Origin of the sequence: Rhizobium sp. PRIMUS64 (genome assembly GCF_023006465.1) — a bacterium.
Lineage (GTDB): Bacteria > Pseudomonadota > Alphaproteobacteria > Rhizobiales > Rhizobiaceae > Rhizobium > Rhizobium leguminosarum.
Window position 1 is genome coordinate 14,511 of sequence record NZ_JALBGX010000001.1, and the last position, 25,705, is coordinate 40,215.

The 25,705-nt window shown below is 59.8% G+C and carries 25 protein-coding genes and 1 pseudogene; 12 read left to right on the forward strand and 14 right to left on the reverse strand.

Annotation, left to right across the window (positions count from 1 at the left end):
* Window position 1 precedes the first annotated feature (1 nt).
* From MOV76_RS00080 to MOV76_RS00090, 3 genes are all read right to left on the reverse strand, one after another.
* Window positions 2-847, reverse strand: coding sequence for a carbohydrate ABC transporter permease (locus MOV76_RS00080; protein ID WP_247263520.1), 846 nt, complete (start codon window positions 845-847; stop codon window positions 2-4).
* A 5-nt stretch (window positions 848-852) separates the two neighbouring features.
* Window positions 853-1,791 (reverse strand): carbohydrate ABC transporter permease, encoded by a 939-nt coding sequence (locus MOV76_RS00085; protein WP_247263521.1) that lies wholly within the window; start codon window positions 1,789-1,791, stop codon window positions 853-855.
* 86 nt (window positions 1,792-1,877) lie between these two features.
* Window positions 1,878-3,125 (reverse strand): sugar ABC transporter substrate-binding protein, encoded by a 1,248-nt coding sequence (locus MOV76_RS00090; protein ID WP_247263522.1) that lies wholly within the window; start codon window positions 3,123-3,125, stop codon window positions 1,878-1,880.
* Between the two features lie 575 nt (window positions 3,126-3,700).
* Here MOV76_RS00090 and MOV76_RS00095 point away from each other — a divergent pair.
* Window positions 3,701-4,735 carry a LacI family DNA-binding transcriptional regulator gene (locus tag MOV76_RS00095; protein WP_047622959.1) on the forward strand — a complete coding sequence of 345 codons (1,035 nt, stop codon included), beginning with the start codon at window positions 3,701-3,703 and terminating at the stop codon, window positions 4,733-4,735.
* 19 nt (window positions 4,736-4,754) lie between these two features.
* Here the strand turns inward: MOV76_RS00095 and MOV76_RS00100 are convergent, their stop codons facing one another.
* On the reverse strand, window positions 4,755-5,690 hold the full coding sequence (locus tag MOV76_RS00100) for an alpha/beta hydrolase (RefSeq protein WP_247263523.1): 936 nt from the start codon (window positions 5,688-5,690) through the stop codon (window positions 4,755-4,757).
* Entirely contained in the window at window positions 5,687-6,835 is a 1,149-nt protein-coding gene (locus MOV76_RS00105) for a Gfo/Idh/MocA family protein (protein ID WP_131605091.1), read from the reverse strand. Before MOV76_RS00105 ends, MOV76_RS00100 begins: the two co-directional genes overlap by 4 nt.
* 279 nt (window positions 6,836-7,114) lie before the next feature.
* Here MOV76_RS00105 and MOV76_RS00110 point away from each other — a divergent pair, with 279 nt between their 5' ends.
* Window positions 7,115-7,933, forward strand: coding sequence for a sugar phosphate isomerase/epimerase (locus tag MOV76_RS00110; protein WP_247263524.1), 819 nt, complete (start codon window positions 7,115-7,117; stop codon window positions 7,931-7,933).
* A gap of 92 nt (window positions 7,934-8,025) precedes the next feature.
* Here the strand turns inward: MOV76_RS00110 and MOV76_RS00115 are convergent, their stop codons facing one another.
* Window positions 8,026-8,787 carry a DeoR/GlpR family DNA-binding transcription regulator gene (locus MOV76_RS00115; RefSeq protein ID WP_018245741.1) on the reverse strand — a complete coding sequence of 254 codons (762 nt, stop codon included), beginning with the start codon at window positions 8,785-8,787 and terminating at the stop codon, window positions 8,026-8,028.
* Window positions 8,788-9,032: 245 nt separating this feature from the next.
* Here MOV76_RS00115 and MOV76_RS00120 point away from each other — a divergent pair, with 245 nt between their 5' ends.
* The 8 genes from MOV76_RS00120 to MOV76_RS00155 all read left to right on the forward strand — a co-directional run bounded on the left by MOV76_RS00120 (window position 9,033) and on the right by MOV76_RS00155 (window position 16,791).
* Window positions 9,033-9,833, forward strand: coding sequence for a class I fructose-bisphosphate aldolase (locus MOV76_RS00120; RefSeq protein ID WP_247263525.1), 801 nt, complete (start codon window positions 9,033-9,035; stop codon window positions 9,831-9,833).
* A gap of 3 nt (window positions 9,834-9,836) precedes the next feature.
* Entirely contained in the window at window positions 9,837-10,778 is a 942-nt protein-coding gene (locus MOV76_RS00125; protein WP_247263526.1) for a PfkB family carbohydrate kinase, read from the forward strand.
* A gap of 336 nt (window positions 10,779-11,114) precedes the next feature.
* Entirely contained in the window at window positions 11,115-12,260 is a 1,146-nt protein-coding gene (locus MOV76_RS00130; RefSeq protein ID WP_247263527.1) for an ABC transporter ATP-binding protein, read from the forward strand.
* 126 nt (window positions 12,261-12,386) lie between these two features.
* Complete coding sequence (locus tag MOV76_RS00135; RefSeq protein WP_247263528.1) at window positions 12,387-13,463, forward strand: Gfo/Idh/MocA family protein; 1,077 nt, start codon at window positions 12,387-12,389, stop codon at window positions 13,461-13,463.
* On the forward strand, window positions 13,463-14,308 hold the full coding sequence (locus MOV76_RS00140) for a sugar phosphate isomerase/epimerase (RefSeq protein ID WP_247263529.1): 846 nt from the start codon (window positions 13,463-13,465) through the stop codon (window positions 14,306-14,308). Before MOV76_RS00135 ends, MOV76_RS00140 begins: the two co-directional genes overlap by 1 nt.
* Window positions 14,305-15,114 (forward strand): alpha/beta fold hydrolase, encoded by an 810-nt coding sequence (locus tag MOV76_RS00145; protein ID WP_247263530.1) that lies wholly within the window; start codon window positions 14,305-14,307, stop codon window positions 15,112-15,114. The genes MOV76_RS00140 and MOV76_RS00145 overlap by 4 nt, the downstream gene beginning before the upstream one ends.
* A 4-nt stretch (window positions 15,115-15,118) precedes the next feature.
* A complete protein-coding gene (locus MOV76_RS00150) occupies window positions 15,119-15,820 on the forward strand; it encodes a ribulose-phosphate 3-epimerase (RefSeq protein ID WP_112906986.1) in 702 nt (233 codons plus the stop codon).
* A 14-nt stretch (window positions 15,821-15,834) separates the two neighbouring features.
* The gene (locus MOV76_RS00155; RefSeq protein WP_247263531.1) at window positions 15,835-16,791 is read left to right on the forward strand and encodes an ROK family protein; all 957 of its coding nucleotides are present in this window, start codon (window positions 15,835-15,837) and stop codon (window positions 16,789-16,791) included.
* A gap of 26 nt (window positions 16,792-16,817) precedes the next feature.
* Here the strand turns inward: MOV76_RS00155 and MOV76_RS00160 are convergent, their stop codons facing one another.
* On the reverse strand, window positions 16,818-17,213 hold the full coding sequence (locus MOV76_RS00160; protein WP_113543063.1) for a DUF4112 domain-containing protein: 396 nt from the start codon (window positions 17,211-17,213) through the stop codon (window positions 16,818-16,820).
* Between the two features lie 287 nt (window positions 17,214-17,500).
* Window positions 17,501-19,318 carry a methyl-accepting chemotaxis protein gene (locus MOV76_RS00165; RefSeq protein ID WP_113543062.1) on the reverse strand — a complete coding sequence of 606 codons (1,818 nt, stop codon included), beginning with the start codon at window positions 19,316-19,318 and terminating at the stop codon, window positions 17,501-17,503.
* 224 nt (window positions 19,319-19,542) lie between these two features.
* Between MOV76_RS00165 and MOV76_RS00170 the strand changes: the two are divergent.
* A pseudogene (locus tag MOV76_RS00170) lies at window positions 19,543-19,792 on the forward strand (plasmid stabilization protein).
* Window positions 19,789-20,202: a type II toxin-antitoxin system VapC family toxin gene (locus tag MOV76_RS00175; RefSeq protein WP_018245729.1), complete on the forward strand. Its 414-nt coding sequence runs from the start codon at window positions 19,789-19,791 to the stop codon at window positions 20,200-20,202. Before MOV76_RS00170 ends, MOV76_RS00175 begins: the two are co-directional and overlap by 4 nt.
* A gap of 45 nt (window positions 20,203-20,247) precedes the next feature.
* Here MOV76_RS00175 and MOV76_RS00180 read toward each other — a convergent pair whose 3' ends face one another.
* From MOV76_RS00180 to flgK, 6 genes are all read right to left on the reverse strand, one after another.
* Complete coding sequence (locus MOV76_RS00180; protein WP_018245728.1) at window positions 20,248-20,496, reverse strand: hypothetical protein; 249 nt, start codon at window positions 20,494-20,496, stop codon at window positions 20,248-20,250.
* A 190-nt stretch (window positions 20,497-20,686) separates the two neighbouring features.
* Window positions 20,687-21,763, reverse strand: a complete 1,077-nt coding sequence (locus MOV76_RS00185) for a DUF5666 domain-containing protein (protein WP_018245727.1) — start codon at window positions 21,761-21,763, stop codon at window positions 20,687-20,689.
* Entirely contained in the window at window positions 21,760-22,653 is an 894-nt protein-coding gene (locus tag MOV76_RS00190) for a DUF6502 family protein (RefSeq protein ID WP_018245726.1), read from the reverse strand. Before MOV76_RS00190 ends, MOV76_RS00185 begins: the two co-directional genes overlap by 4 nt.
* Window positions 22,654-22,806: 153 nt before the next feature.
* Window positions 22,807-23,181: a hypothetical protein gene (locus MOV76_RS00195; protein ID WP_018245725.1), complete on the reverse strand. Its 375-nt coding sequence runs from the start codon at window positions 23,179-23,181 to the stop codon at window positions 22,807-22,809.
* A gap of 10 nt (window positions 23,182-23,191) precedes the next feature.
* Entirely contained in the window at window positions 23,192-24,238 is a 1,047-nt protein-coding gene (locus tag MOV76_RS00200; RefSeq protein ID WP_018245724.1) for a flagellar hook-associated family protein, read from the reverse strand.
* Window positions 24,239-24,240: 2 nt separating this feature from the next.
* Window positions 24,241-25,701 carry a flagellar hook-associated protein FlgK gene (gene flgK, locus MOV76_RS00205; RefSeq protein WP_247263532.1) on the reverse strand — a complete coding sequence of 487 codons (1,461 nt, stop codon included), beginning with the start codon at window positions 25,699-25,701 and terminating at the stop codon, window positions 24,241-24,243.
* Window positions 25,702-25,705: the final 4 nt, after the last annotated feature.

The following is a 25,705-nucleotide window of genomic DNA, read 5'->3' on the forward strand; positions in this document are numbered from 1 at the left end:
ATCAGCTTTTGACCGAGCCGGCGGTCATGCCTGCCAGGAAGTAGCGTTGAGCGACCAGGTAAAGGACCAGGAGGGGAAGCGAACCGAGCACGCTCATGGCCATCATCTCGTTCCACTCGAAGGCGTGCTGGCCCATCAGAAGCTGGATGCCGATCGGAACGGTTCTAAGATCCATCGATTTCGTCAGCGTCAGCGCGAAGAGGAATTCGTTCCAGGCCAGCAGAAACGTGTAGACCCCCGTGGCGACGATCCCCGGGATCGAGACCGGAACGATGACGCGCCAGAGCGCCGTCCAGCTCGAGCCGCCGTCGACAAGGACGGCCTCGTCCAGCTCTTTCGGCAAGGTGTTGAGATAGCCTGTCATCAGCAGGACGGCATAAGGCAGTGTGAAGACCATGTAGGTCAGGATCAGCGCCAGATAGGTATCGAAGATCCTGAAGGCGACCACCATTCCGAAATAGGGGATGAGAAGGGTGATCGGCGGAACGGTCTGGGTGCTGATGATGAAGATGTTCAAGGTGTTCTTGAACCGGAACTGATAGCGGCTGAAGCCGTAGGCGGTCACGATGGCGACGACGAGGGTCAGGCAGGTGACGACGCCGGCAACGAAGTAGCTGTTGATGAAGAACCGCACTTTCACCGGATCGTTGAAGATCGTTAGATAGGCGGCCACCGTAAAATCCTGCGGAAAAAGCCGCGGCGGAAGGGCGAAGATTTCCGTATTCGATTTCAGCGAACTGAAAAACATCCACACGATCGGAAAGGCCGAAAAGACCAGGCCGATCCCCAGGCCGAGATAGGTCAGGATGGTCGGCAATACCGAGCTCTTGAAGGAACGCTTTGCCATGGCGATCACCTGCGCTGCTGGTGTTTGATGTAGAAGTAGGTGACGCTCATCGAGATGATGAGGATGATCATCGCGCTCGCCGAAGCCAACGAGAATTCGTACTGGGAGAAGGCGAGCTTGTAGGTGAAGGTGGAGAGCACTTCCGTCGAATAGATCGGCCCGCCGCCCGTCGTCATCCAAACGAGTGGAAAAACCTGCATCGTCCAGATGAAGTCGAGAAGCGCGATGCTGATGATGATCGGCATCAACTGCGGAATGGTGATGTACCAGAATTTTTCGAGTTCGTTGGCGCCGTCGATACCGGCTGCCTCGTAAAGCTCCTTCGAAATGCCCTGGAGGCCGGCGAGCAGGCTGACCATGTAGAGCGGATAGCCTGCCCAGATATTTGCGAAGGTCAAAGCGTGGATGGCTGTGCGCGTGGACGAAAACCACTCGACCTTGAAGTTGATGATATGGAGCGCCATCAGCACGCTGTTGACGACGCCGTTGGGGTCGAGCAGCAGGCGCCAGATGATGGCGATGATGACGGCCGTGAACAGCCAAGGCAGGATGAAGAGCACACGCAGGATGCTCCGGATGAGCGGATCGACGCGATTGGTGTTCAATAGCAGCGCGAAGGCCAGGCCGATGATGAAGTGGAAGACGACGCTCATGATCGTGAAATAAAGCGTCTGCACCACCGACTGCCAGAAGACAGGATTCTCGAAGATGGTCAGATAATTCTGCACCCCCGCGAATGCAGCGTCCTTTTTCATGATGGCGCCGTCCATCAATGAATATTTGAAGACCATCACCATCGGGAACAGCATCAGCAGAACAAGCAGGAGGGTCGCCGGCGACACGTAGAAATACGGCACCAGCTTCCTCAAGGTGCTGTAACGAAGCCATCCTTTTCTTCGCGCTTTGGGTTGCGCAGCGACCAGAGCCGGAGCCGAATGATTCATGAGCTGTGACTTCCATTCTGCCGAGATTTGACGACTGCACCGGCAGCGCCAGGGTGCGCTGCCGGTGATCCGTGAAAGCGACGTGCTTAGAACTTTGCGAGCCACGCCTTCTGGGTATTGGCAGCCGCATCCTTGGCTGATTGCCCCCCGTCGAACATCTTTTGAACTTCGACGTTCATGTCGCGCATCAGCTCTTCGGCGACCGGAAGGCCGACGAATTCGTTGGCAGGATAACCGCTTTGGAAGATTTTGAAAGCTTCCGCGAAAATCGGGTCCGAGGCCACGAAATCCGGCTTGGCGTGGACGTTGCCGGGGAAGGCGTTGGCAATCGAGACCAGACGGCCGTTGACGTCAGGGCTCATCAGATATTCGACGAGCTTCCAGGCCTCTTCTTTGTGCTGGCTGCCTTCGCTGATGCCGATGCCCCAGGACGCATAGGGCATGCCGCGCTTGCCGGTGTAGCCGTCAGTGGCCGGCAAGGCTGATATGCCGAAATTGAGCTTCGGATTGCGCTCGCGGATGAGGGTCACATGGGCGAGGGAATCCACCATCATGCCGACGCGGCCGTTGACGAATTCCTCGACCTTGTCCTGTTCCTTCTTGGCGAAAATGCCGGGAGAAATAACGCCTTCTTTATTGAGGGAAGCGATATAGTCGAGCGTTCCGACGACAGTGTCATTTTCGAGGTCAGGCTTGCCGTCCTTTAGCATCGAGGCGCCGGAGGCCCAGACCCAGGACATCACGTCGTTCTGGATTCCGCTCGGAGATTGCAGCGAGAGCGGCAGAACCCAGCCATACTGGTTCTTCGCGGCGTCGGTCATCTTCTTTGCGGCGTCTGCAAATTCCGTGCGGGTCGTCGGCAGCTTGTCGACGCCGGATGCCTTGGCGATATCGAGGTTCACGAAGACGGGATAGACGAAGGATGCGAGCGGGAACATCACGCTCTTGCCATCGACCTTGACGATATCGGTGATCTGGCTCTTGTCGTACTTGGCCTTCTCCATCAATTCGTCCATCGAGGCGATTGCGCCCTGCTTGGCGAGCCCGTTTACCCAGGCACCATCCAGCCCCACTACGTCGCTCAGCGTTCCCGAGGCGGCGCCGACGACGATCTGGTCACGCGTCGTGGCATAGGGACCGCTGACCAGCGTCACCTTGATGCCGGGATTTTTGGCTTCGAAATCGTTCATAATGCCGCGCAAGGCGCCGGACGGCATTTCGGGTTCCCACCATTGAATGAATTCGATGGTGGTGTCGGCAAACGCGGATGTGGCGCAGAGCGCCCATACCGCTACGGCAGCCCGCATGGTCACGCCGAATTTTCTGATATTCATCTGTGCCTCCCAAAGATTGTCAGTTAATCGATCCTCCTCAAGATCGTAGGCAAAGTAGGTTCCCTGAAGCCCCCATCTGTCAATGAAGAACTGTGATCGGGAAAGGATGGGAGGCTGGCATTCACGAAGTCGGTTGAGTTAAATCATTGATAGAAAATAATAAAAATGATTGACATCGTCAGTATTTTTCTGCAGCATTTGTGTTGCTTGTGACGCATTTTTTCTTTACTTTCGTAAACAAATGAAAGTTTACCCAACAAAATGAAAAGAGTGGCGCCCGGCAGTCTTCACTGTAAATTTTCGAATTTAGGCGCTGAAACAAGCGCCTTTTGCAACCACGCGGCGCAGACTGCGCAAGTCGCAGATGAAGGGAATATTTCGATTTTCGAAAGGGAGGGGATGGCCCGCACCAAAAATGACGGATCACACCGGCTTAGGTGTTGATTTTCGACGATTCCGGAAAACGAAGATCACCCTGTACAAATTGCCGAATGCGTGATTTGGCGCGTCAGTGGATCTGCCGTTGAGTGCGAAATCATTCCTGACCAGTTGTCGTCCCGCCAATAAGGAATTGAATGGCCAAGAAAAGCTATAAATCGATGGATGACTTCGCGACGGCCGCCGGCGTATCGCGTCCGACATTGTCGAAATATTTCGATGATCCCTCGCAGATCAAGGAGGTCACCCGCAAGCGTATCGAGGCGGCTCTCAAGAAGTCGAATTTCGAGCCGAACCTTTTTGCGCGGCATCTCAATCGCAAGCGGACCAGGAATATCGGGATTCTGGTCCCGACCATGTCGGATCCCTTTTATGTGCAGGTGGTGTCGCTGATCGAGCTGGAGTTGCGCGAAAAGGGTTTCTGGCCCGTCCAGATCTCTTCGCACACGCGGCCAGAGCTGGAGGCGGAGGCCGTGCGGACCCTGCTCTCGCTGAAGGTTGCAGGTGCGATCGTGGCGCCGCTCGGGGCCGGTTCTCGCCGTTCTGCGCTGGAAAGACTAAGCGACGCAATCCCCGTCGTCTGCTTCGACAACCCTGCCAGCGCTGACCTTCCTTATGTCGGCAACGACAACGCGCAAAGCATGGCAGCCATTGTGCAATATCTCTGCCGATCCGGTGAGCCACCGATATTCTTGGAAATTCCGCATTTGACAGAAAATGCCGGCGAGCGGCAGGCGAGCTACCGCGCGACCATGGCGAGGGAAGGGCATTCCCCGCTCGTCATTGATTGCGACGCACCACCTTCCTGGGAATTCGAGCGTCTCGGATACGAGCAGATGCAGAGAATTCTTGCGAATGGCGGTCTTCCCGGCAAAACGCTCCTATGCGCCAACGACCGCTTCGCTTTCGGCGCGATGGCAGCCGCATTCGCTTCGGGACTGAAAATCGGCCGGAGCGACGCTTGTGACGTACGCATCGCCGGGCACGACGATCATCCGCTGAGCCGATATACCTGTCCGTCGCTGACGACCATGGCCCAGAACGCGCCCGAGATCGCGGCAAAGTCCGTGGAGCTTTTGCTGGCGCACATCGAGAGCGAGGATGATGGGACGACCCCTGTGACCAACAGGGTGATCCTCGAGGCGACGCTTGTTATGCGCGACTCGGCTTGAGACCGGGCGGGTTCCCGCTTCAACGGGCAAGCGCAGGGTCCATGGCGCGCCATGCCATTGCAATGGCTTCGAGGGCCTCTTGCCCCTCCGGAATGGCCCGCCTCTTCGATACGAAGCCATGGATCTGTCCGGGCCAGGTCCGGCTTGTGGCCTGCGCTTCCAAGCTCAGCCGCTCGGCATAGGCGGCCCCTTCGTCAAATAGTACGTCGTATCCGGCAAGGATCACGAAGGCTGGCGCCACCCCCGCCAGCGACGCTGCGCTGAGCGGCGAGGCGCGCCAATCCGCCCCGCTCGCGGCTTCCGGCAGATAGTGGTCTCGGAACCATTTCATCGCCGCGGCCGTCAGACCGAAACCCTCCGCATAACGCAAGTAGCTGTCGCTTGCCTGCAACTGGTCGGTCACTGGATAGATCAACACCTGTCCGATGACAGCCGGCACCTGTCCGTCCCGCGCCAGGAGGGCGACGACGGCGGCCAGATTGCCGCCGGCGCTATCGCCGGCGACGATAATCCGCAAGGGATCGATGCCGAGGGCATCAGCTTGATCGGTCATCCAGACGAGCGTTGCGGCGCAATCATGGATCGCGGCCGGAAAGGGGTGTTCCGGGGCCAGGCGATAGTCGGGTGAAACCACGACGGCGCCTGCCATATTGGCAAGCGTCCGGCAGATATCCTCATGAGTTTCCGGCGCGCCGATCACAAAGCCGCCGCCATGGAGATAAAGCAAGGCCGGTGCCCCCTGGCGCGGCGCGGCCCGGCCGCGCCATATCTTCAACCTGATGGCGCCCACATGGCTTTCCAACATCTCGGCCACGTCCTCGAGTGGCCACTGGATGTCTGCGAAACTGTCCAGATACTGCTGCCGCGCCTGCGCCGGGGTGCAACTTTCCACCGGCGTTTCCGGATCGCCCGGCCACGCAAGGGCGCGTTTGGCGGATTCGTCCAGTTGCGTCATGCCAGCAAGCTCCTTGCTTCGTCTTCCCGCAATTCTTTTGGCTGCGCGACGATACCCGTAATAGTCTGCGCTATACCGGTTTCACCTGCACGCAGGATCGCTTCCATGACTTCGAGCACATGCAGGGCGAGATCGCCCGAAGCGCGTGGCGCACGGCCTTCGATGATTGCGCGCGCGAGATCGGCAAGGCCAAGCATGCGGTAGTTGGCACGATCCGGCGCTGCGATCGGCCAGTTGACGGCACCGAAGAGTTCGCCTGATGTATCCGTTTCCTGCCAGGGAGCGCCACGGCTGGAGAGCGCGACGGAGCCGCCGAAATTGTCGGGGTCGGGCAGGCGCAGCGAGCCTTCGGTACCGTGGAGCTCGATGGGGTGGTTGGAGTGGCGGAAGACGTCCCAGGAGCTGCCGAAGGTGACCGTGGCGCCGCAATCGAATTCAAGCAGCGAAAGCACGCTGGTCGGCGTGCCCACCCTGAATGTGGTGCCCCGTTTCGGCCCCTCAGCGGTGATGAGCCGCTCTTCCTGCCCGCTTGTGGCGACGGCCTGCACACGGCGGATCGGCCCCATCAGATTGACCATCATCGTGAGATAGTAGGGCCCCATATCCATGACCGGGCCGGCGCCGGCCTGGTAGTAGAAGCTGGGATCCGGATGCCAGTGCTCCATGCCGCGCCCCATCATGAAGGCTGTTCCAGTCACCAGCTTGCCGATAGCGCCGGCTTCCATCTGCCGTCGGGCATGGCGTCCGGCCGCTCCCAGGAACGTGTCTGGCGCCGAGCCGAGCATGAGGCCCTTGCCGGCGGCGGCATCCACCAGCCGGCGTCCTTCCGCGGCCGTGACGCCGAGCGGCTTCTCCGTGAAGACATGCTTGCCTGCCGACAGCGCCCGCATCGAAACGTCAAAATGCGCAGCCGGGATCGTCAGATTGAGGATCAGGTCGATGTTCTTGTCGTCAATGAGGCTATCGACGTCAGCTGCCCGCAGATCGAATTCCGCCGCGCGGCGCTTGGCGGCATCTGCGTTGAGGTCTGCACAGGCGACGATTTCGACGTCGCGGAACAGCGGCGCGTTGCGCATATAGGCGAGCGAAATATTGCCGCATCCGACAACGCCTATCCTGAGTTTCATACCATTGGTCTGTGTCATCGAAGAACCTGATTTTGCCGTTGCGGTGCGAAGGGTTGAGGTGCGTTACATTTTAATCGCAAGGAATAAAATATGTTGACGCACGGTAACATTTGACCGTAGGTAATGGCAAGACGTTGGCGTCGCAATCCCCGCTGAAGAGCTCGCCGTCCCGGTCTTCGGCCGCCTCTCCAGGCGCAAGGGGTTTGGCAAGGCCGGCGAAGCCACGAAGATTGCTCGCGCAGGGAAGCCGCCGGCTTCGGTACCGGCTGTCATCAACGAATAGGTCAGGACCGAGATATGAAAAATGCTGAGCTGCAGATCGGCTGCCAAACATTCACCTGGGAGATGCTGGGTACCGGTTGGAGCGGCGGTCCGGACGATCTGGTGCGCGCCATTGCCGATGGCGGATATGCCGGTATCGAAATCACCGACACGATGATCGGTCACTACGCGCTCAAGCCTGCCGACTTTGCCCGCACCCTGAAGGATGCCGGTTTGGCGCTGGTTTCCTTTGCCTTCGGCTCCGCCAGCGGCTTCACGGTTGCGGAAAAGATTGCCTCCGATCTCGACGCGGCGCGGCGATGGGTCGATTTCGCGGCGAACTTTCCCGGTGCGATGGTATCGATGGGATCGGCGACGGTCGTCTCGGATGGTCCACTCGATGAGAAATTCGCCATTGCGGCCGAGTACTACAATCGTGCGACCGAGATCGGACAGTCGGCTGGCGTCGCCGTTGCGGTCCATCCTTCCTCGCACCACAATACGCTCCTCTTCACCCGCAACGACTATGATCGCCTCTTTGCTCTCTTGGATCCAGGCGTGGGTTGGGTGCCGGATACCGGCCATATCCTGCGTGGCGGCCAGCAGATCGGCGATACGCTGGCGGCCCACCGAGACCGGATCCGCTACGTGCATCTGAAGGATGTTGACGCCGGCGGGACCTGGGCGATGCTGGGGGAAGGCGTCTGCGACGTGCCTGCCGTGATTTCGGCCGTTCGGGATGCGCCGAACTTTATCGGCTGGATCGTGGTCGAGGAAGAATCGGACCATGCCGGAACCGATCCTGCCGCGGCCGTTCGCGCGAACCGCGAGACGCTTCGACGTCTGGGATTTTAGCCCTTCTCGTATTCCATGGCGTCGGCCAAAGCCATCCGTCGACGCCAAAGCCTCTCCTGTCTCTCTTGTAAATTGGAGAGGTGGACTGCAGGTCACGCGTAGCGAACCTCCACGCCCAGCTTGTCCAGCCGGTGGCGAATGCTGTGCGGCATGTTGCTGTCCGTGATGATCAGGTCGACGCGCGATAGCGAGAAGGCTTTGGAAGAGGCGCCGATGTCAAATTTGCTCGAATCCGCCACGAGGACGACACGCCGGGCCATGCGAACCAGGTTGCGCTTGGTTCGCGCAATATCCTCGGAGACATCGACGACGTCGAAGGCCTGATCGATCGCGTGGGCGCTGACAAAGGCCTGGTGGGCGACGAGGCCGCCGACCGCCTTGTCGGAGTCCGACACAATCGTGCTCACGGTGCTGGGAAATACGCGGCCGCCGATCATGTGCACGTCGAGCCCTGGACGGTACATCAGATGCTGCGCGATGTTCATCGCCGTCGTCGCAACCACGACGTTGTTGACCGGGGGCATCTGCATGGCCACTTGCAACAGCGTCGAACCGCTGTCGAAGACGATTGACTGATTGTCGATAATCTGCCGCGCAGCCATCTGGGCGATGCGTCGCTTCGCATCGAAATTGCGCTGCATGCGTTCCTCAAAGGCCGCCGCTGGCGAGTCGGACGGCAGGGCGATTGCCCCGCCATGTGTTTTGATCAGTTGCTTCTTCGCGTCCATGATTTCGAGGTCGGAGCGGATCGTCACTTCCGAGACCTCGAAGAATTCCGCGAGCTGGCGGGTGCGTGCCTGACCGACCCGTTGAAGTTCCAGCATGATCTGCTGCCGCCTCTGCTCTGCAAGCATTTGTGATCCCGACCTGTCGCCTTTTGCGACCATATGACTTTTGAAAAACGAAAGTTCGCCGCCTTATCCTACGGCTCCTGCTGCAAAAATAGCCGCATGATGACGAAAATGCACGTCAAAAATTCATCATCCATGTAAAAACGAAAGAAATCGAAATATTGAATATTTGTTTGTTTTCGAGTTAGGGTTTCCTCAGCATCGGCGCCAGCAATCGCAAAGCCGGCAATCACGAAGGAAGTATCGCCATGGGTCTCGGAACCAAAGTCCGCCTCGCACGCCTGTTCTCGAACCCATCGGGTCATCTGTTCGGAGGCGCCGTCGATCATTTTGTCGGTTATGGCAATGTGCGTGAGGGCGGGCTTGCCGACCTGCCGGGTGCGCTCAGACGCGTCATGGCGGGGGGACCCGACTACATCAGCATCCAGCCCGGCGCGGCGCGCCACCTCTGGTCGGAATATGCCGGGAAGGCAGCGCTCGTCATTCAGGGTGGTTGCTTCACCGCTGACGACCGCATTCGCCAGCTCATTGCGACCCCGGAAGACGCGGTGCGCTATGGTGCGGACGCTCTGGCTGTCGCCATTCCCGTGCGCGGCGCCACCGAAGGAGAATATATCCGCTGGCTCACCGATACGGTCAACGCCGCCGCCCGCTTCGAGATGCCGGTCGTTGCCCATGTCTATCCCCGTGATTTCTCCGACGGCGGCAAGATCGTGTTCACCCCGGATGAGATTGCCTATGCGGTGCGCATCGGATTCGAGGCCGGAGTCGACGTGATCAAGGTCGGCTATACCGGCGATTTCGAATCCTTCCGCGAGACCGTTGCGACCTGCCCGATTCCGGTCGTGATCGCCGGCGGCCCCAAGACCGAAACGCTGCTCGGAGCGCTCGTCCAGACCTCGGACGCATTGCGCGCTGGAGCCAAGGGCGCGGTCGTCGGTCGCAACCTTTGGGGCCACGGCGATACGACCATGGCCGCGCGCGCCTTCAAGTTCGTCATTCATAACGGGATGGCGCCGGAGGATGCGCTGGCGGCGGCCGGTGCTTGAGACGTGTCGCGCCCTTTCCAGGTTCTGGGCTTCGGCGCCCTGGCAATCGATGACATCATCTATGTCGATCGGGGGCTGACGGCCGGCAAGGGAAAAGTGATTAAGCGTGCCACGGACCATGGCGGCAACGTGGCGACGGCCCTGGTTGCCGCCGCCCGGCTCGGCGGACGGGCCGGCTTCATAGGCTGGCTCGGCGATGAGCCAATGGCCGATGTGGCGGGTAGCGAGCTCGAGCGTAACGGCGTCGACATATCGCTGGCTCCCCGCCACGCTGATGCCGCGCCGATCCGCTCCGTGATCACGGTCGGTCCCGACGGCGACCGGTTCATCGCTTATGACGACGATGTGCTGCACGGCACGTCGGATGCGCTGCCCGACGATGTTCTGATGCAAGCCCCGGTCCTGCTGATCGATGGCTATGCCACGCACTCCGAAAGTGTCGTGGCGCGCGCACGCGCCCTGGGCCTGGCCGTGATTGCCGATATCGAATGGACGGTCGGTGCCGCGACCGACCGGATCCTGGCTTTTGCCGATCACCTGGTGCTGCCGCTCGCCTTTGCGCAGGAATACACCGGCTATGGTGATCCCGCGATGATCCTGGACAAGCTCTGGTCCGGGGATCGGTCCGCGGTTGTCCTCACTGATGGCGAACGAGGAACCTATCTCCGCCAGAAAGGCGATACCGTCAGGTGGCATGTGCCGGCCTATCAGGTTCAGGCGATCGATACGACCGGCGCCGGTGATTGTTTTCACGGTGCCTACGCCCTTGCCCTCGCTAGGGGTAAGAGCCCGCTTGATTGCACTGCCTATGCCACGGCGGCGGCCGCCATTTCCGTGACTGCACGGGGAGGGCGTCGAGGCCTGCCGGATCACCGGACGTGCCTGGCATGGATGGCGGCGGAGAATGCACCTGCGCCGCTCCCGATGTCGGGATCCCAAAAGTGAGCGCAGGTGTGACCGGTGTCGACACTGGTCGACCGACCGAGCGGTGCGTCGCTGATCTGCAATTGAAGCGCCTTGCGAGATCTCTTGACAGTCATGGCGTTGGCCATAAAAGTTACGCGCGATAAAAAATATAATTCCGCAAATTAATATTCGTTTCATATAAAATGATGATATTATTCAACTAGATACGATTTATTTCCGATTAGATTGCGATGAATTCCCCTCGATTCTTTTGTTGACTTTGACGCTCAGGCCTGAGCTTTCTTGTCAAAAGGATCGGAGACGGCGGGGAGCGCCGTTCAAGATGTGATCTGGACTGGTACGGGAGGACGAGACGTGGCTGTGGTTGTACTCGACAAAATTTGCAAGACCTATGGAAACAGCTACCATGCGATCAAGGATCTGAGCCTGACGATCCATGATGGCGAGTTTCTGATTCTGGTCGGTCCGTCCGGATGCGGAAAATCGACCGCTTTGCGCATGATTGCCGGGCTCGAGGAAATCAGCAGCGGAACATTGAGCATCGGCGGTCAGGACGTCGTGGATCTCGCGCCCAAGGACCGGGACATTGCCATGGTCTTTCAAAGCTATGCGCTTTATCCGCACATGACCGTGTTCGACAACATCGCCTTTTCGATGAAGCTGGCCGGAAAGAACAAGGCCGAACGCACCAAACGCGTGCATGAGATCGCCAAGATCCTGCAGCTGGAATCCTTGCTGGGCAACAAGCCCGCACAGCTTTCCGGCGGCCAGCGCCAGCGTGTTGCGATGGGCCGCGCCATGGTCCGTGAGCCCGCGGCATTCCTCATGGACGAACCGCTCTCGAACCTTGATGCGAAGCTGCGTGTTCAGATGCGGGCGGAGATCGCCAGCCTGCAGAGACAGCTGGGCGTGACGACGATCTACGTGACGCACGACCAGACCGAAGCGCTGACCATGGGCGATCGGGTCGCGGTGCTGAAGGGCGGCGTGCTTCAGCAAGTGGATACGCCCAAGGCTCTGTATCACCGCCCGGTCAATGCGTTTGTCGCCGGCTTCATCGGTTCGCCGTCGATGAACCTTTTCGAAGGGCGTCTGGAGGGCGGGCGGATCCATCTGCCGGGCTTCTCCATTCCCTTGTCCGACGGCGCCTTCGAACGCGCTCCCGGTCTTTCCGCCTTCGACGGAAAGGCCCTGATCTTTGGGGTCAGGCCCGAGGACCTCTACGACAGCCGGTTGCCGTCGGGTGCCTCCCATCCGACGATCCCGGTTGTCGTGAAGTCGATCGAGGAGCTAGGCTCCGAGTTGATCGTGCATTTGAAGATCGACGCGGTCCGGATCGACTCAGGCGACCCCGATGCTGTCGAGGACTTGAGCGGGGCCGCCAACGCCGTTGCGCGGTTCGAGGCTGTCAGTGCGGTCGAGACAGGCCAATCGATCAATGTGGCGATCGACCCGGCGAAACTGCACTTTTTCCATCCTCAAACGCATATGGCGCTCTGAATTGACGAGGGAGCAGCGGGCGGCGCTGGTGGCGGCCCGGCCAGAAGACGTCGTTGACGTTTGAAAGCATTCCATCCGACGCCGAAACCGGCGTTCACCTCAATATCCGACCCGAAGGGCTTTTCGATGCCAGCAAAACAGGAACGACGTCTCCGCATCGGCGTATTGGGAGCGGGCCAGATTGCCCAGGCCGCGCACTTCGAGAGCTGCACGAAGGCAGCCAATGCCGACCTCTATGCGATTTGCGACGTTGCCGAGGATCTCCGCGAACGTATGGCAATCACCCACGGGGTGGAAAAAACCTATGACGATTACGACAAGATGCTGGCCGATCCCGACCTCGATGCCGTGGTGATCGCGACCGCCGATGCCTTTCACGTCCCGGCTTCCATTCGCGCCCTTCAGGCAGGCAAACATGTCCTGTGCGAGAAACCCGTCGGTGTCACCGTCGAGGAATGCCTTGAACTGAAAGCTGTAGTCGACAGGGCGGGAAAGGTGTTTCAGGTCGGGCATATGAAGCGTTTTGACGCGGGGCTCCAGGCTGCCAAATCCTTCATCCGCGATGAAATGGGCGAAATGGTTGCTCTGAAAGCATGGTATTGCGACAGCACGCACCGCTATCCGATGACCGATGCGGTCCAGCCCCTGATCGTCACCAGCGCCAATGCGCGGAAGCCCTCCGCCAATCCGAAAGCCGACCTGCGGCGCTACTACATGCTTGCCCACGGTTGCCATCTGATCGACACCGCACGTTATTTCGCCGGCGACATCGTTTCCGTCAACGCTCGCCTGTCGGAGCGCGCCGGTATCTGGTGCTGGTTCGTGGACGTGGAATTTGCCTCCGGCACGCTCGGCCATCTCGATCTCACCGTCCAGGTGCGCATGGACTGGCACGAAGGCTTCCAGATCTACGGCAGGAATGGCAGCATTTTGGGCAAAACCTATAACCCGTGGTACTACAAGACCAGCGAGGTGGACATTTTCCGCGAAGCCGACGGCGCCACACATCGCGTTCTCGGTGCCGACGGCCATTTCTACCGCCGTCAGGTCGAAGGCTTCGCCCGCACCATTCTGGATGGCGCGGTGATGGAAGGCGCCGACATCGATGACGGCCTGGCATCCGTACGGGCGATGGTCGCCGTCGCGCGTTCGGTGGAAAGCGGCAGGGCGGTTGCGTTGGCCGACGTCACGGGTGGCGTGTGATGAAGCTCGGCATCTTCGCAAAGACCTTCGAGGGAACGGAACCGGTAAGCGTTCTCAACTCGGTCGCCGCGGCCGGGTTCACCTGCGCCCAATATAATATGGCCTGCTCGGGCCTTGAGGCTATGCCGGAGATCATCACGGAAGCCCAGGCCCGCTCGGTCGCCGAAGCCGCGCGCGAGAGCGGCGTCGAAATCGTTGCCGTTTCCGGCACCTTCAACATGATCCACCCGGATCCTGCCGTTCGCGCGGCCGGCCTTCGTAACCTCGCGACGCTGGCCGAGCGCAGCACCGGCATGTCGACCGCCCTGATCACGCTCTGCACCGGCACACGCGATCCCATCGACCAGTGGAAGGCCCACGCCGACAACAATACGCCGGAGGCCTGGCGGGACCTCCTCGAAGCGATGGGAACGGCCATCGAGATCGCCGAGCGCTACGATGTCGATCTCGGCATCGAGCCCGAGCTTGCCAATGTCGTCAACTCGGCTGAGAAAGCCCATCGGCTGATCACGGCACTAAAGAGCCCCCGCATCAAGATCGTGCTCGATCCGGCCAATCTCTTCGAGCTCGCGACGCTGGATGAGCAGCGGAGCATCGTGTCTTCCGCCATCGACCTTCTGGCCGATCGGATCGTCATGGCGCATGCGAAAGACCGCAATCGCGACGGTAGTTTCGCGACCGCCGGCAAGGGCGTCCTCGACTACGCGCATTATCTCGGCCGTCTCAAGGCGATCGGCTTCGAGGGCAGTCTCGTCACGCATGGCCTTTCGGCTTCGGAGGCGGCCGGCGTGGCGGCCTTCCTGAAGAATAGCCTCGACGGTCATTGCGCGGGGGCAGGAAGATGAGACGGGCTCAACCGTTCGAAACCAGCGACGGGACCATTCTCAATGTGGATATGGCGGGCGAGGGCGCGTCCGCCATATTCCAGCATGGCTTATGCGGAGACGCGGCGCAGACCGACGAAGTCTTTCCGCTCGAAGCGGGTTTTCGCCGGGTAACGATCGAAGCGCGTGGCCACGGCCACTCCCAAGCCGGCAATCTGGAGCGGTTGTCGATCGCGACCTTCTGCGATGATATCGCCGCCTATATCGAGAAAAACCTTACGCCGCCGATCGTGATCGGCGGCATCTCGATGGGTGCTGCGATCGCCTTACGTCTCGCGGTTACGCGGCCCGATCTTGTCAAGGCTCTGATCATCGCAAGGCCGGCCTGGCTGACGGCACCCGCGCCGGAGAATATGGCGCCCAATGCCGAAGTCGGGCGGCTTTTGAAAACTCTGTCGCCGGATGAGGCAAAGACCACGTTCCTGGCAGGGCCGGTGGGCGTGCGGCTCGCCGCCGAGGCTCCGGACAATCTGGCGTCGCTTGCCGGCTTTTTCTCCCGCACGCCTTTGGATGTGACCGCCGAACTGCTCACCAGGATCTCAAATGACGGTCCTGATGTGACCGACGAGGAGGTCGGCAATATCGCCGTACCGACGCTCATCATCGGCCATGATCGGGACAGCATTCATCCTCTTGGCCACGCGTGTGCTCTTGCCGAGCGCATTGCCGGCGCGCGTTTCGTGCAGATCACATCGAAGACTGAGAGCCGTCCGCAATACGTCGCCGACTTCCGGCTTGCCATGGGCCATTTTCTGAAGGAGCTCTGAAACAATGACGACCCCCTCCAAGACCTGGATCGCCGATCTTCCGAAGGATCGCCTGATTGCTGAATTCTCCGTCTGGTCGGCCGATCTTGTGCGTCTCGCCGATGATCTGATGCGTGTCGATACGCACGTCGACATCCTCCATATCGATGTCGCCGATGGTCATTTCGCGCCGGCAATGTTGTTTTTCCCCGATCTCGTCGCCGGGGTGCGCAAAATTTCCGCACGCCCGATCCATGTTCACCTGATGGTCGCCGACAGCATCATCCTGTCGCAGATCGAGCAGTTCGCCGATGCGGGCAGCGACCTGATTAGCCTGCATGTTGAAAACGAAAGCGTCGCAGACCAGGCGCTCGATCTCCTCGATCGCCGCGGCGTCGCCGCCGGCATGGTCCTCAAAGTCGATACTCCCGTCGAGCGGGTCGAAAGATACGTTTCCCGGCTGAGTTTCGTGACGCTGCTCGGCACGGCGATCGGTGTGAAGGGCCAGGGCCTCGACGAAAAGGCCGGCGCCCGGCTTCAGCAGGCCAAGCAGATCATCGCCGGCTGCGAGGCGGCGCATCGGATCGTGCTTGCGGCCGACGGCGGTATTCGCGAGCACACCGTGCCTCTCCTGCGCCAGTCGGGTGCGGAGACGGTCGTTCTCGGTTCCCTGGCTTTCAATGCGCCGTCGCTCGACGAGCGGATGGCATGGGTCCGCGCACTCTAACTGATGGTCTTCACATGCAGCAGGTTGCCATTGGAATCGACCTCGGTGGGACGCAGGTACGCGCTGCCCTTGTCGACGAGCAAGGCCGGATTCTGGCGCGCGCAGCCGAACCGACGGATGCGCTGGCGGGTCCCGACCGCGTGCTCGCCCAGATTTGCGGTCTGGCCGATGGACTGCTTGCAGCATCAAACCCTGCTTCGGTGGTGGGCGTCGGCGTATCCGCTCCGGGCCCACTCGATACGGTCGCCGGTGTCGCGACTGATATCCCGACCCTCTCCGGCTTCGTCGATTTTCCGCTGAAGGCGGAGTTGCAGAAGCGGTTTCCGTTTCCTGTCGACCTCGAGAATGATGCTATTGCCGCTGCCATCGGTGAGTGGCAGTTCGGTATCGGCAAGGGGCTTGATAACCTTGTCTATGTCACGGTCAGCACCGGAATCGGCGGCGGTGTTATCTCGGATGGTCGCGTGGTGCGCGGCCGCAAGGGCATGGCGGCTCATGTCGGCCACATGTCGGTCGTGCCGAACGGCGAGCTTTGCCCTTGCGGCAACAGGGGCTGTTTCGAGGCCTACGGCTCCGGACCGGCTTTTGCACGACGCGCCCGCATAAGGGCCATGGAATCTAGCGGGACGACGATAGGCAGCGATGGCGGTGCCATCGACAGCCGCAGCATCTTCGCGGCCGCGAGAAATGGCGATCGTCTGGCAAATCAACTGGTTGACGAGGAAGCGGAAATTCTCGGTCGCGGCTTCACCAGCCTGATCCATATCTTCAGTCCCGATATCATTGTGATGGGAGGTGGGCTTTCCCACGAGTTCGATCGTCTCCAACCCGGCATTCAAGGCTACATCACACAATGGGCGATGCCGGCATTCAAGGATGTCAGAGTGATGCTGGCAGCATTGGATCAGAACTCGGGCCTCGTCGGCGCGGCGGCTCTGGCGTTTCTGACGAGGAAGGGCGCTCGGACGTGATCCAGACCCTCGAGGCATAGGCTTCGTCAGGTGTACCGATTCAGCTCGTCTTCGCTGATCCCGAAGTGGTCGAGAATGATGCCGACGTTTCGGCGATGAGACTTGAAATAGACGTCGAAGAGATCGCCGATCAGGGGAACCGTTCCGCCTGCGGCGTCGATCCCGAGATTGACGGCCATACGGGCGAGCTTATGGGTGGGAACACCGAGGCGTCTTGCCTCATCGATGATGAAAAGACCGATCAGAGATCCGGCAATGTCGCCGACGGCCGGGATAAGGCCGAGAATTGAGTCCGCGCCGATCCGCACGCCGATGACAGGCAATCTGACCGCAGTATCCATCATGCGCGCTATGCCGACAGCGCGCCGAATTCTTCCAAGCTCGATAGAGGTCAGGTGTTTCGCGCTGGCGGAAGCTGGCATCAGCAGCCTTTTGGCACGAACGATCGCTCCGCCCCCTCGAGTATGGGCGTGGGAGCGATTTGGTCGCATTGCCGCGAAATAGTCCGACGCAACGAAAGGCCGGTGCCATCATGATTTTCCATTGCCGTGAAACGCTGCAAACCCGATAAGGTTCGCCCGCGAAAGCAAGGATCATCTCTCGTCGGGAACCACGATCAATTTCAAGGCCGGCGATTGCGTTGCCGTCGTGGCGATTGTCTTGGACTAAGGTTGCCGAAAGAGCAGGGGCTTCCGTTGCCGCTCCCGCCTCAAGCAGCTTTCTGCGGTCTGGACGTGCTGGCTCCCGCATCGACCTGAAAGCGGTTGACGACCCCCTCCAGTGTCTGCGTTTGGCTACCGAGGGCGCGGCAGGCCGAGGCAGTTTCGACGGCCATGGCAGCGTTGCGTTGGGTTACCTGATCCAGGGCGTTGACGGAGGTGTTGATCTCGCCGATCGCTACCGCCTGTTCGGAGGATACCGAAACGATGCGGGCGATCAGGCCGGCAACCTGCTCGACCTGGCCCTCGATTTCCAGGAGCGCCTTGCCGGTGCGGTTGACGAGTTCCACACCGGTGGAGACCTGGGCCGAGGAGGTGGAGATCAGAGCTCTGATCTCCTTGGCTGCGTTGGCCGAGCGCATGGCAAGTTCACGCACTTCCTGCGCCACGACGGCAAAACCCTTGCCTGCTTCGCCCGCGCGCGCTGCTTCAACCCCGGCATTGAGCGCCAGAAGATTGGTCTGGAAGGCGATTTCATCGATGACGTTGACGATGGCGCCAATCTGGGAGGACGAGCCTTCGATCCTTTCCATGGCGGCGATTGCTTCGCGAACGACGGCTGCCGAATGTTCGGCGCTGGTGCGGGTCTGCGCCATCATGCCGGTTGCCTTGCCGGCATGGTCGGAGGCGTCTTTGGCTTTGATATTCATTTCATCGAGCGCGGCTGTGGCCTCTTCGAGCATCGCGGCCTGCTGTTCCGTGCGCGACGCAAGACTGTCGGCTGCATCGGTGATGCCGGCCGAGGAGCTGCCCACTTGCTTGGAGGTCTGGGCGATCTCCGCCATCGAAGCGCAAAGCGCGTCCATACTATCGTTGAACTTCGCGCGCAAAGTCTCGTAGGCAGCGGCAAAGGGTGTCTTGATCCGGCAATCGAGGTTGCCGGTCGATAGCTGTTCCAGTCCGTATGTCAGCTGATCGATCACCGTTTCGCGGATCTGCTCCTCTGCGGCCCTTTCGGCCAGCTGACTGCGTTCACGCTCGAATTCCGCATCGCGAAGTGCGGTCTCGCGCTTCTGTGCGTCCTGCCGCTCGAGTGCGTTGCGGCGGAATACCGCGACGGCCTTGGACATGGCGCCGATCTCGTCGGAACGGTTGGCGTAGGGAACGTCGGTCGAAAAATCGCCTTCGGCAAGATTGCCCATATAGGCTTTCATGCCATCCAGGGGCACGATCGCCCGGCGGCGCAGGAGATAGAGGCCGACCAGCAATAGGCCGAACGATCCGAAGCCCGCAGCACCCGCATAGATCGTCCAGGTCACGATCTCCGAGGCTGCATTGCGTTCCTCACCCTTCAGGAAGGCGTCGGAATTGGCAACGAGTTTCTCGACCGCGTCCTGGTGCGAATGAAAGGCGACGCGCAACTGCTCGATTGCACCGTGCGCCTTGTCTTCATCCCTGGCATTCAAGGCCGGGATGATCTCATGGTTCATCACTTCCCAGAATTCATCGCCCTTGGCGATGACATCGTTTTCAAGCTCGTCCTTCAAGGCTTGCGGCAGCCGGGTGGTTTTCCAATAGGCGCGGCGGTCGTCGTAAGCGGCCTTGAGATTTGCGATCTTGGCAAGATTGGTGTCGGTGAGTTCGGGAAATTTGCTCGCCTCGAAGGAGAGCATGTAGGATTCGACCACAAACAGCGGCGGCGGCAGAATATCGGCAATCAAATCCTTGCCGTAGACGACCTGCTCGTAAACCGGCCCGTTGACCTTGAGCCGTTCGAGCGCCGATTGCTGCAATCCGATCGACATGAAAAGACCGACTGAAACGGCGACGCCGAACGCCACCAAACTGCGAGCAATGGTGAATGCCAAGACTGTCTCCAAATAACTTTGGCTTCTCTACTTCGAGAGACCTGATCTACGTATGGCATTATTTCGCAAGAACACTGAAATGTGGTTAATTATTCTGACATTGGAGCTTAGCGGCAGCCGTCCATTATTGGGTTGATGATTTACGAAAAGCAATGGTATCAAGCCATCACTTGCCATCTTGATGGCTAACGCTGCCTTTATATCCTATCGCAAAGGAGATCGGCATGGCCGAACCTCAGCTTTCTGTACGGAGCGCAAAAGCGCGTGATCTTGCTCACCGGCTTTCCCGCCGTGAAAACCGCTCGATAGCCGACATTGTCGAAAGGGCCCTCGAATCGTATGAAATACGCGAAGCCGGAAGAGAGCCGGCTGTGTCCTTCTATGCCAGGGCTTTCGCAGCAAAGCGGGACGGATATCGACCTCGAAGCCGTTATCAACGAAGGCAGGCAGGTTCATAAGGGCATCGAGCTTTGATTTTTCTCGATACCAACATTGTTTCGGAAACTTTGATAAAATCACCCAATGAAGCTGTGATCTCATGGCTCGTCCGCCATGATGCTGAATTGGCGCTGCCGACAGTAACGATTGCCGAGATCGCTTTCGGTATCCAGAAGATCCGGCCTGATCAGCGAGCCGAACGCCTCGAGCAGGGACTGTCCGACTGGCGTCGTCGCTTTGCAGCCCGGATTTTTGGCCTGACCGAAGAGGCCGCTCTTGCTTATGGTGACATTATGGGTTTGGCCGCTCGTCAGGGGCGCGGGATGTCAGTGCCGGATGGCATGATCGCCGCTATCGCGCGGGTCAATGGTGGGCGACTTGCGACGCGAAATCTGGGCAATTTTGCGACCTCAGGTCTTCAATTGATCTCGCCATGGGAGTTTTGACGTCTCGGAAATGCGTGGGCGCTGGTACTTGGGTATCGACACCTTTCAGGCCAATCGCATGAGCATTTCATTCAGGTTGCCGATCTGGCGGAGCAGTTCGACCAACTTATCCGTGTCGTCTTGACTGAGCCGGCCCGTTCCGCCGCTGCTTTTCCAAAGATGTTGAAATTCTTGGCTCGTCTGTAGCGCGATGCCCATGATTTCGATGATTTGCGTACGGTTTTCCCAGGTTGCAACGACCGTCGGTTGGTCCATTCCCATCGACATGTCCGGTTCGCGTTCCAGCAAAAGCAATTCCTGATTCCTCTTGGCGATGGTGGGTTGGTTCGGCAGTCAGCAGCGATTGAAAATCAAACGATTGTCTGTCGGGTGTGGGGCGGACCCGATAGACAATCGGCAAGTCCTTCTTGGGAATCCAAATCAGGAATCGCAGGAACAATAAATGGGAAATTTTCCCATATGTCAATGTGCTCGACTGAGCCTTTCAGCGGGGACCTGGAAAATCTGGAGGCGGCGGGCCGCGAGGCGCGGTATCCCCCGGTGGCGGACCTCGCCTGTTCGGGTCGGGATAATCTCCACCAGGCCCGCCTCTGCCGAAGGAGGGGCGATCATGCGGCGGCCCGTCCGGAGGGCCATCCGGCGGGCGAGGACCAAAGCCGTCTGGGCCCTGCCTGTCCGCAAAGCCCGTCATTCTGCTTGAATCGCGTACGGTGACGTCGACAAACCCATGGCCGTCAGGGGACATTCGCATCGAGCCGTAAGGCGTTGAGCCCCCGGGTCCCGAGCCAGCCCCGCCTTTGTCCGCGGACCTGAAGGTCTCGACGTTGACGATGCCGCGTTTCAGACCCGGCACCACAGGCTCGGCCTGAATGCGTATAATCATCAATCGGTCGGCGACTGTCTTAAGACGTACGAGCGTTTGCTTGCCGACCAGATATCCATGCGTGTTGCCAAGCGAAAGGCCGCCGATCCGGACGCGATGACCGCTCTTCGATGGCACGCCTCGGACATGGGCGCCATCGGAAACGGAACGAGGCTCGATACGCCGAGCAATGATGGTGCCATCCGGTTTACGGATGCCGAACACGGCAACGCGATTGCCTTTTCGCAAGCCCTTCGTCACCAAACCTGTCGTGTCGACGGTTTGCGACAATATGGTGATACCGGTCTTGTCAATCCGGTCGATGCGGCCCTGAACCTCGCTGACGATCGCGATGCGGGCAGCACGCTTTCCCGTCAGCAGCACCCGGGCCACATGACCGACCTTCATCGCGCTTGCAGGAGCGCGCCGTCCATCGATCTCGATCGGGGTCGTCGCGCTGAAAGGTATGTGGACGTTGTTGACGATGATGCTTCCAAAGCCCTGGATGGTCCCGACGATGCCGGTTCCGCCGATCCCGTGATCTTCGTTCTCCCCACCTCCCTGAATGGAAAGACCGGACCCGCCGATTCCATGATCGCTGGTCCCCGTCGGTTGCGCGGCTACGGTCTCCGGTCGCACGATCTGAAGTGCGATGCCGCCCAGCAGAAATTGCCTCCTGGAGATCATTGACGGGCTCATTCGTCTGTCTCCGTCCTGGAAGCGGCGTCTGGCTGAAGATCGGCCTCAGCCGCCTCGGGCATGACATAGACCCCCGCAATCCAGCGGCTATTGCCGCCGGGATCATCCGTGATGGCCCGATGGGCGATCTTGTTGAGCTTCAGGAGCAGCGCCATCCCTTCCTCACGCGCAATCTCGTCGAGTTGGGCCGCCAGCTCAGGGGATATCCCGTCGTAGTGAACCGCGCGTTCGAAGTAGGGGGGAGGGTCGTTCATCAGATTGATGACCGCTGCCTGCACATGGTCACGAAGATTGCGTGTAAAATAGTGCCGACGGGCTTCGTCACCGGCATTCGGAACAATTGATGAGAGGTTGAGCTGGACCTGGCCGTCCTGATCGAGAACGACAATGCCTTTATCCAGCCAGTCGTCCAGGATGGAGCGGGGATGAACGTCCTTGGTGATGTCGCTCACCAGGCTCTCGAATGACGGACCGCCGTCGCTGGAGGTCCGGGGCAGGGCGCTTGGCCTATCCTCCGCATCGCAATAAAGCGGATCGGCAAGCCATCTTGCAAGGATGCGGCTTGTCTGTGAAACGCCGACGGTCAGAAACGATGCCGTGAGTGCCTGTCCACGCAACCGGTTGACGTCCTTGCGGTGGATGCCGGTCAGAAGCGAGATGCGGCTATCCGTCTGCTGCTTGTTCGGTAGCGCGAACTCCTTCTCCGCAACCTCGATATAGAGGCGGCGAAGAACGGTCGAGAAGGAGATGAAGTTGAAGCCGGAGGCGAGTGCGAGCTTGACCAGCGGGCGAAGCACGCGGATCAGCATGGCCTGCAAAGTCTCTTCGGAGAATGGAAGCTTCGCGCGCGGCTTTGACATTAACAACACACTCGGTCTCTGAAAGACCATTGCCGGCAGACTTCGGCAGTCGCCCTCAGCCTCCCTATGGTAAAGTCCAGACTGCCGCAACGGACAAACCACATGCAAGCCCAGCCTATGCCATGCTCCCGAGCGGCGCGGCCGTATAGCGCCGCCTTTGAGAAGAGATTTTAGCGTGTTCCGTTAATGAGTTACCGGATGCGGCTCGGGCGACAGCACTGCGCCATGGCGCCAGTCGATCAGCCGGTCGATGCGCGCAATCTTGTGGAAAACCTCGAAAACGTCGAATGACGTGCCTTTCTCGATATGGGCTGCCAGCAACTCGCAAAGCTCGAATATTTCAGGGGGCGTACCCGTCATCTCGACGCCGTCATCCGTGAAGACACCCGATCGCGGCCATGCCCGCGTCTGTTGTTCGTCGAGTTTGCTGCCGACGAAAGGGATCGTATCGATGATGCCAGAGGCGAGCGCGAAGGCCGCCTCCGCCACGATTTCGGAACACGTCGTGTTGGGTTCCCTCGTTAGGGCCGGTATTTGCATCCGCTTGAATTCCCGCATGTTCAACCCGTCAGAGATAGTTGACCAGACTCAGACCCTGGAGTTTCGAGACGAGCGTGTAAGCTGTCTCCAGTTGCGTCTGCAGCTGGTTGACGAGCGTCGAAGCCTCGTAGGCATCCACCCCCTGGAGATCGACAAGGTTTCCCTGAAGCAGAGTGGATTGAGCGTCGAGGGCGTCATTTGCCTTTTCGAGCCGCTCCTGTGAAAGGCCGAGCTCACTTTGCTGCGTCACGATGCCGGCGGTGGCCTGAGCCGCATAGGCGATCGCCTTGGATGCGACGGTGCTCTGCGCGTCGGAACTGAGATCCTGGCCGAAGAGGGCGGAGACGACGACGGAGGCAAGAGCGAGATAGCGCATGCCTTCGGAATTGGCATTGGTCGACGAGGTGATGGTTTCCGATCCGCTGATCCGGCTCGTCATGTCGGTGCTGGAAGCGGTGGACCAGCCTTCGGAAGCGTCCGTCCAGGCGCTCTCGGAGAACATCGGCTCGACCGTGTCGGTGATGAAGCTGCCGATTTCCTCGCCTGTCAACTCGTTGACGTCTTTTCCGAGACCGGTTGCATAATCGTTCAGAGCCGAAACGATCGTATCCGAGACCGCCGAGGATTGATCGGTCAGAGGCTGGCTGTCGAGGTTGGTTCCGCCGAACAGGAACTCGCCATTGACCGACGTGTTTGCCGTCGAGACCAGCTGCGAAATCGTGGCGCTCGCCGTCTGCAGGGCAACGGCGATGCTCGTCGTATCCTGGCTCGCCTGGAGCGCGGTCAGGTTCGAGACCAGGCTGTCGCCGGCATCCTTCAGGCTCGAAAGGGCGGTTTGCGATGCGTTCATGCGCAATTCGACGACGGCATTGCTCGTCTTGAACGAGGCGGCCTGGGCGATGGCGCTGGTGAGATTGATCGACTTTGCAGCGCCGGCGCCGAGGGATACGCCGATATCGGCGTAGGTTCCTGTGGTCGCTTCCGTCGAGGCCTGCTGCAGCTTGTTTTGGGACTGGCTGATGGTGAGCCGCAAAACATTCTGCATCGCCGATGATGAGACAAAAGATGCTTTCATGACTAGCTCGCTATGTCGAGGAGCGACTGGAACATCTCGTCGATGACGTTCAGGATCTTCGTCGCTGCTTTGTAGGATTGTTCGATGTCGAGAAGTAGCGTCAGTTCCTCGTCGAGGTTGACGCCCGTTTCGTTGGAATAGGCCTCGTCGGAGCGTGACAAGGCCGCAGCTGTGGTTTCGGAAGCCGCCGTTGCATCGCTTCGATATTGTTCGAGCCAGCCGATGGAGGCGCTGGCGTAGTCCGTCAGGCTTTGCGACGTCGAGAGACCTGCGTCGGAAGAGAACGAACGCTGTTCCGTCAGCGCCTGATACAGGGCGTCGAGATTGTCCGAGAAGCCGCTGTCTCCCGAGGTGTTGAGATCGGTGATGCCGCTGATCGTTCCGTCGCGCAGCTTCGTCGCATCGCCGCCCTCGCTTGTGACGACGGCTGAATTGACCGAGATAGTGGAGGCGATCCCTGTCGTATCGTCGGAAGCAGCAGGTGTTCCCCCGGTTGTGCCCGACGCCGTCGTCCACACGAAAAGTCCCGGTGCACTCGTGCTGCCGTCGGTTTCCGAGAAGATCTGGACGAGCGATTTGGCGATCTCGTCGAGCTGGTCCTGGAATGTCGGGGCGATTTCGTCGCGAAGCTGCAGCAGCGCCTGCAGGCTGCCCGAGGCACTCGTCGACGATCCTTCGCCGGCGTCGAGTGCAACGCCGTCGATATAGATGGAATTGCCTTCCGTTCCGGCAACGTAGGTTGCCGTCGACGCGAACGTGACGGTGCGGGGAATGGTCTCGAACAGCGCGGTGCCATCAGAGGTATAGAGCGCCATGTCGTTATTGTCGCGCACGGTGGAGGTGACGCCGACGATCGAGGAGATCTGCTTCAGGAGCTTTTCACGCTCGTCGAGCGCCGAGGATGTATCGGTGCCGGTCGATGTCGCCAGCTTGACCGCATTGTTCGCCGCCTCGAACTGCGACAGCAGCGTGTTCAGGGTGGAGACCTGTGTGGCGATCTCCGCATCCGCCTCGGCTCTGATCGACTGGACGCCGTCGCTTGCGGTATTCAACGAATTGGCAAGATCCTGCGCGGCGGTCACGGCCGATTGCGCTGATGTCGTGCTGCTCGGGGATGTGGCGAATGTCTGGAGCGCCTGCTGGAATGCCGTGAGATAGGTACTCGGCGAGGTCTCGTAGTCATTGCCGCCCACCAGCGACTTCAGGCTTTCGAGGCCGGTCACCAGCGTCTGCTGGGCGCTGTCCTTGGCATTCGTTTGCAGATACTGGGCAAGCAGCGCCGTTTCCTGCGCCCGGCTGATGCTGACAACTTGGGCGCCGGAAAGAGACGTCGTAACCGACGCCTCCCGTCTCACATAGTCGGAATTTCCGACATTGGCGATATTCGTCGAGATGACGCTGCTTTGCTGGCCGGTCGTGTTGAAAATACTTTGCACGCTGTTCAAGGCGGAGGTGAGCGACATGCCG

Excerpts from the sequence above, each read along its gene's own strand:
- MOV76_RS00080 (WP_247263520.1), bottom strand. The coding sequence starts at position 847 with ATGGCAAAGCGTTCCTTCAAGAGCTCGGTATTGCCGACCATCCTGACC.
- MOV76_RS00085 (WP_247263521.1), bottom strand. The coding sequence starts at position 1,791 with ATGAATCATTCGGCTCCGGCTCTGGTCGCTGCGCAACCCAAAGCGCGA.
- MOV76_RS00090 (WP_247263522.1), bottom strand. The coding sequence starts at position 3,125 with ATGAATATCAGAAAATTCGGCGTGACCATGCGGGCTGCCGTAGCGGTA.
- MOV76_RS00095 (WP_047622959.1), top strand. The coding sequence starts at position 3,701 with ATGGCCAAGAAAAGCTATAAATCGATGGATGACTTCGCGACGGCCGCC.
- MOV76_RS00100 (WP_247263523.1), bottom strand. The coding sequence starts at position 5,690 with ATGACGCAACTGGACGAATCCGCCAAACGCGCCCTTGCGTGGCCGGGC.
- MOV76_RS00105 (WP_131605091.1), bottom strand. The coding sequence starts at position 6,835 with ATGACACAGACCAATGGTATGAAACTCAGGATAGGCGTTGTCGGATGC.
- MOV76_RS00110 (WP_247263524.1), top strand. The coding sequence starts at position 7,115 with ATGAAAAATGCTGAGCTGCAGATCGGCTGCCAAACATTCACCTGGGAG.
- MOV76_RS00115 (WP_018245741.1), bottom strand. The coding sequence starts at position 8,787 with ATGCTTGCAGAGCAGAGGCGGCAGCAGATCATGCTGGAACTTCAACGG.
- MOV76_RS00120 (WP_247263525.1), top strand. The coding sequence starts at position 9,033 with ATGGGTCTCGGAACCAAAGTCCGCCTCGCACGCCTGTTCTCGAACCCA.
- MOV76_RS00135 (WP_247263528.1), top strand. The coding sequence starts at position 12,387 with ATGCCAGCAAAACAGGAACGACGTCTCCGCATCGGCGTATTGGGAGCG.
- MOV76_RS00140 (WP_247263529.1), top strand. The coding sequence starts at position 13,463 with ATGAAGCTCGGCATCTTCGCAAAGACCTTCGAGGGAACGGAACCGGTA.
- MOV76_RS00145 (WP_247263530.1), top strand. The coding sequence starts at position 14,305 with ATGAGACGGGCTCAACCGTTCGAAACCAGCGACGGGACCATTCTCAAT.
- MOV76_RS00150 (WP_112906986.1), top strand. The coding sequence starts at position 15,119 with ATGACGACCCCCTCCAAGACCTGGATCGCCGATCTTCCGAAGGATCGC.
- MOV76_RS00155 (WP_247263531.1), top strand. The coding sequence starts at position 15,835 with ATGCAGCAGGTTGCCATTGGAATCGACCTCGGTGGGACGCAGGTACGC.
- MOV76_RS00160 (WP_113543063.1), bottom strand. The coding sequence starts at position 17,213 with ATGCCAGCTTCCGCCAGCGCGAAACACCTGACCTCTATCGAGCTTGGA.
- MOV76_RS00185 (WP_018245727.1), bottom strand. The coding sequence starts at position 21,763 with ATGAGCCCGTCAATGATCTCCAGGAGGCAATTTCTGCTGGGCGGCATC.
- MOV76_RS00190 (WP_018245726.1), bottom strand. The coding sequence starts at position 22,653 with ATGGTCTTTCAGAGACCGAGTGTGTTGTTAATGTCAAAGCCGCGCGCG.
- MOV76_RS00195 (WP_018245725.1), bottom strand. The coding sequence starts at position 23,181 with ATGCGGGAATTCAAGCGGATGCAAATACCGGCCCTAACGAGGGAACCC.
- MOV76_RS00200 (WP_018245724.1), bottom strand. The coding sequence starts at position 24,238 with ATGAAAGCATCTTTTGTCTCATCATCGGCGATGCAGAATGTTTTGCGG.
- flgK (WP_247263532.1), bottom strand. The coding sequence starts at position 25,701 with ATGTCGCTCACCTCCGCCTTGAACAGCGTGCAAAGTATTTTCAACACG.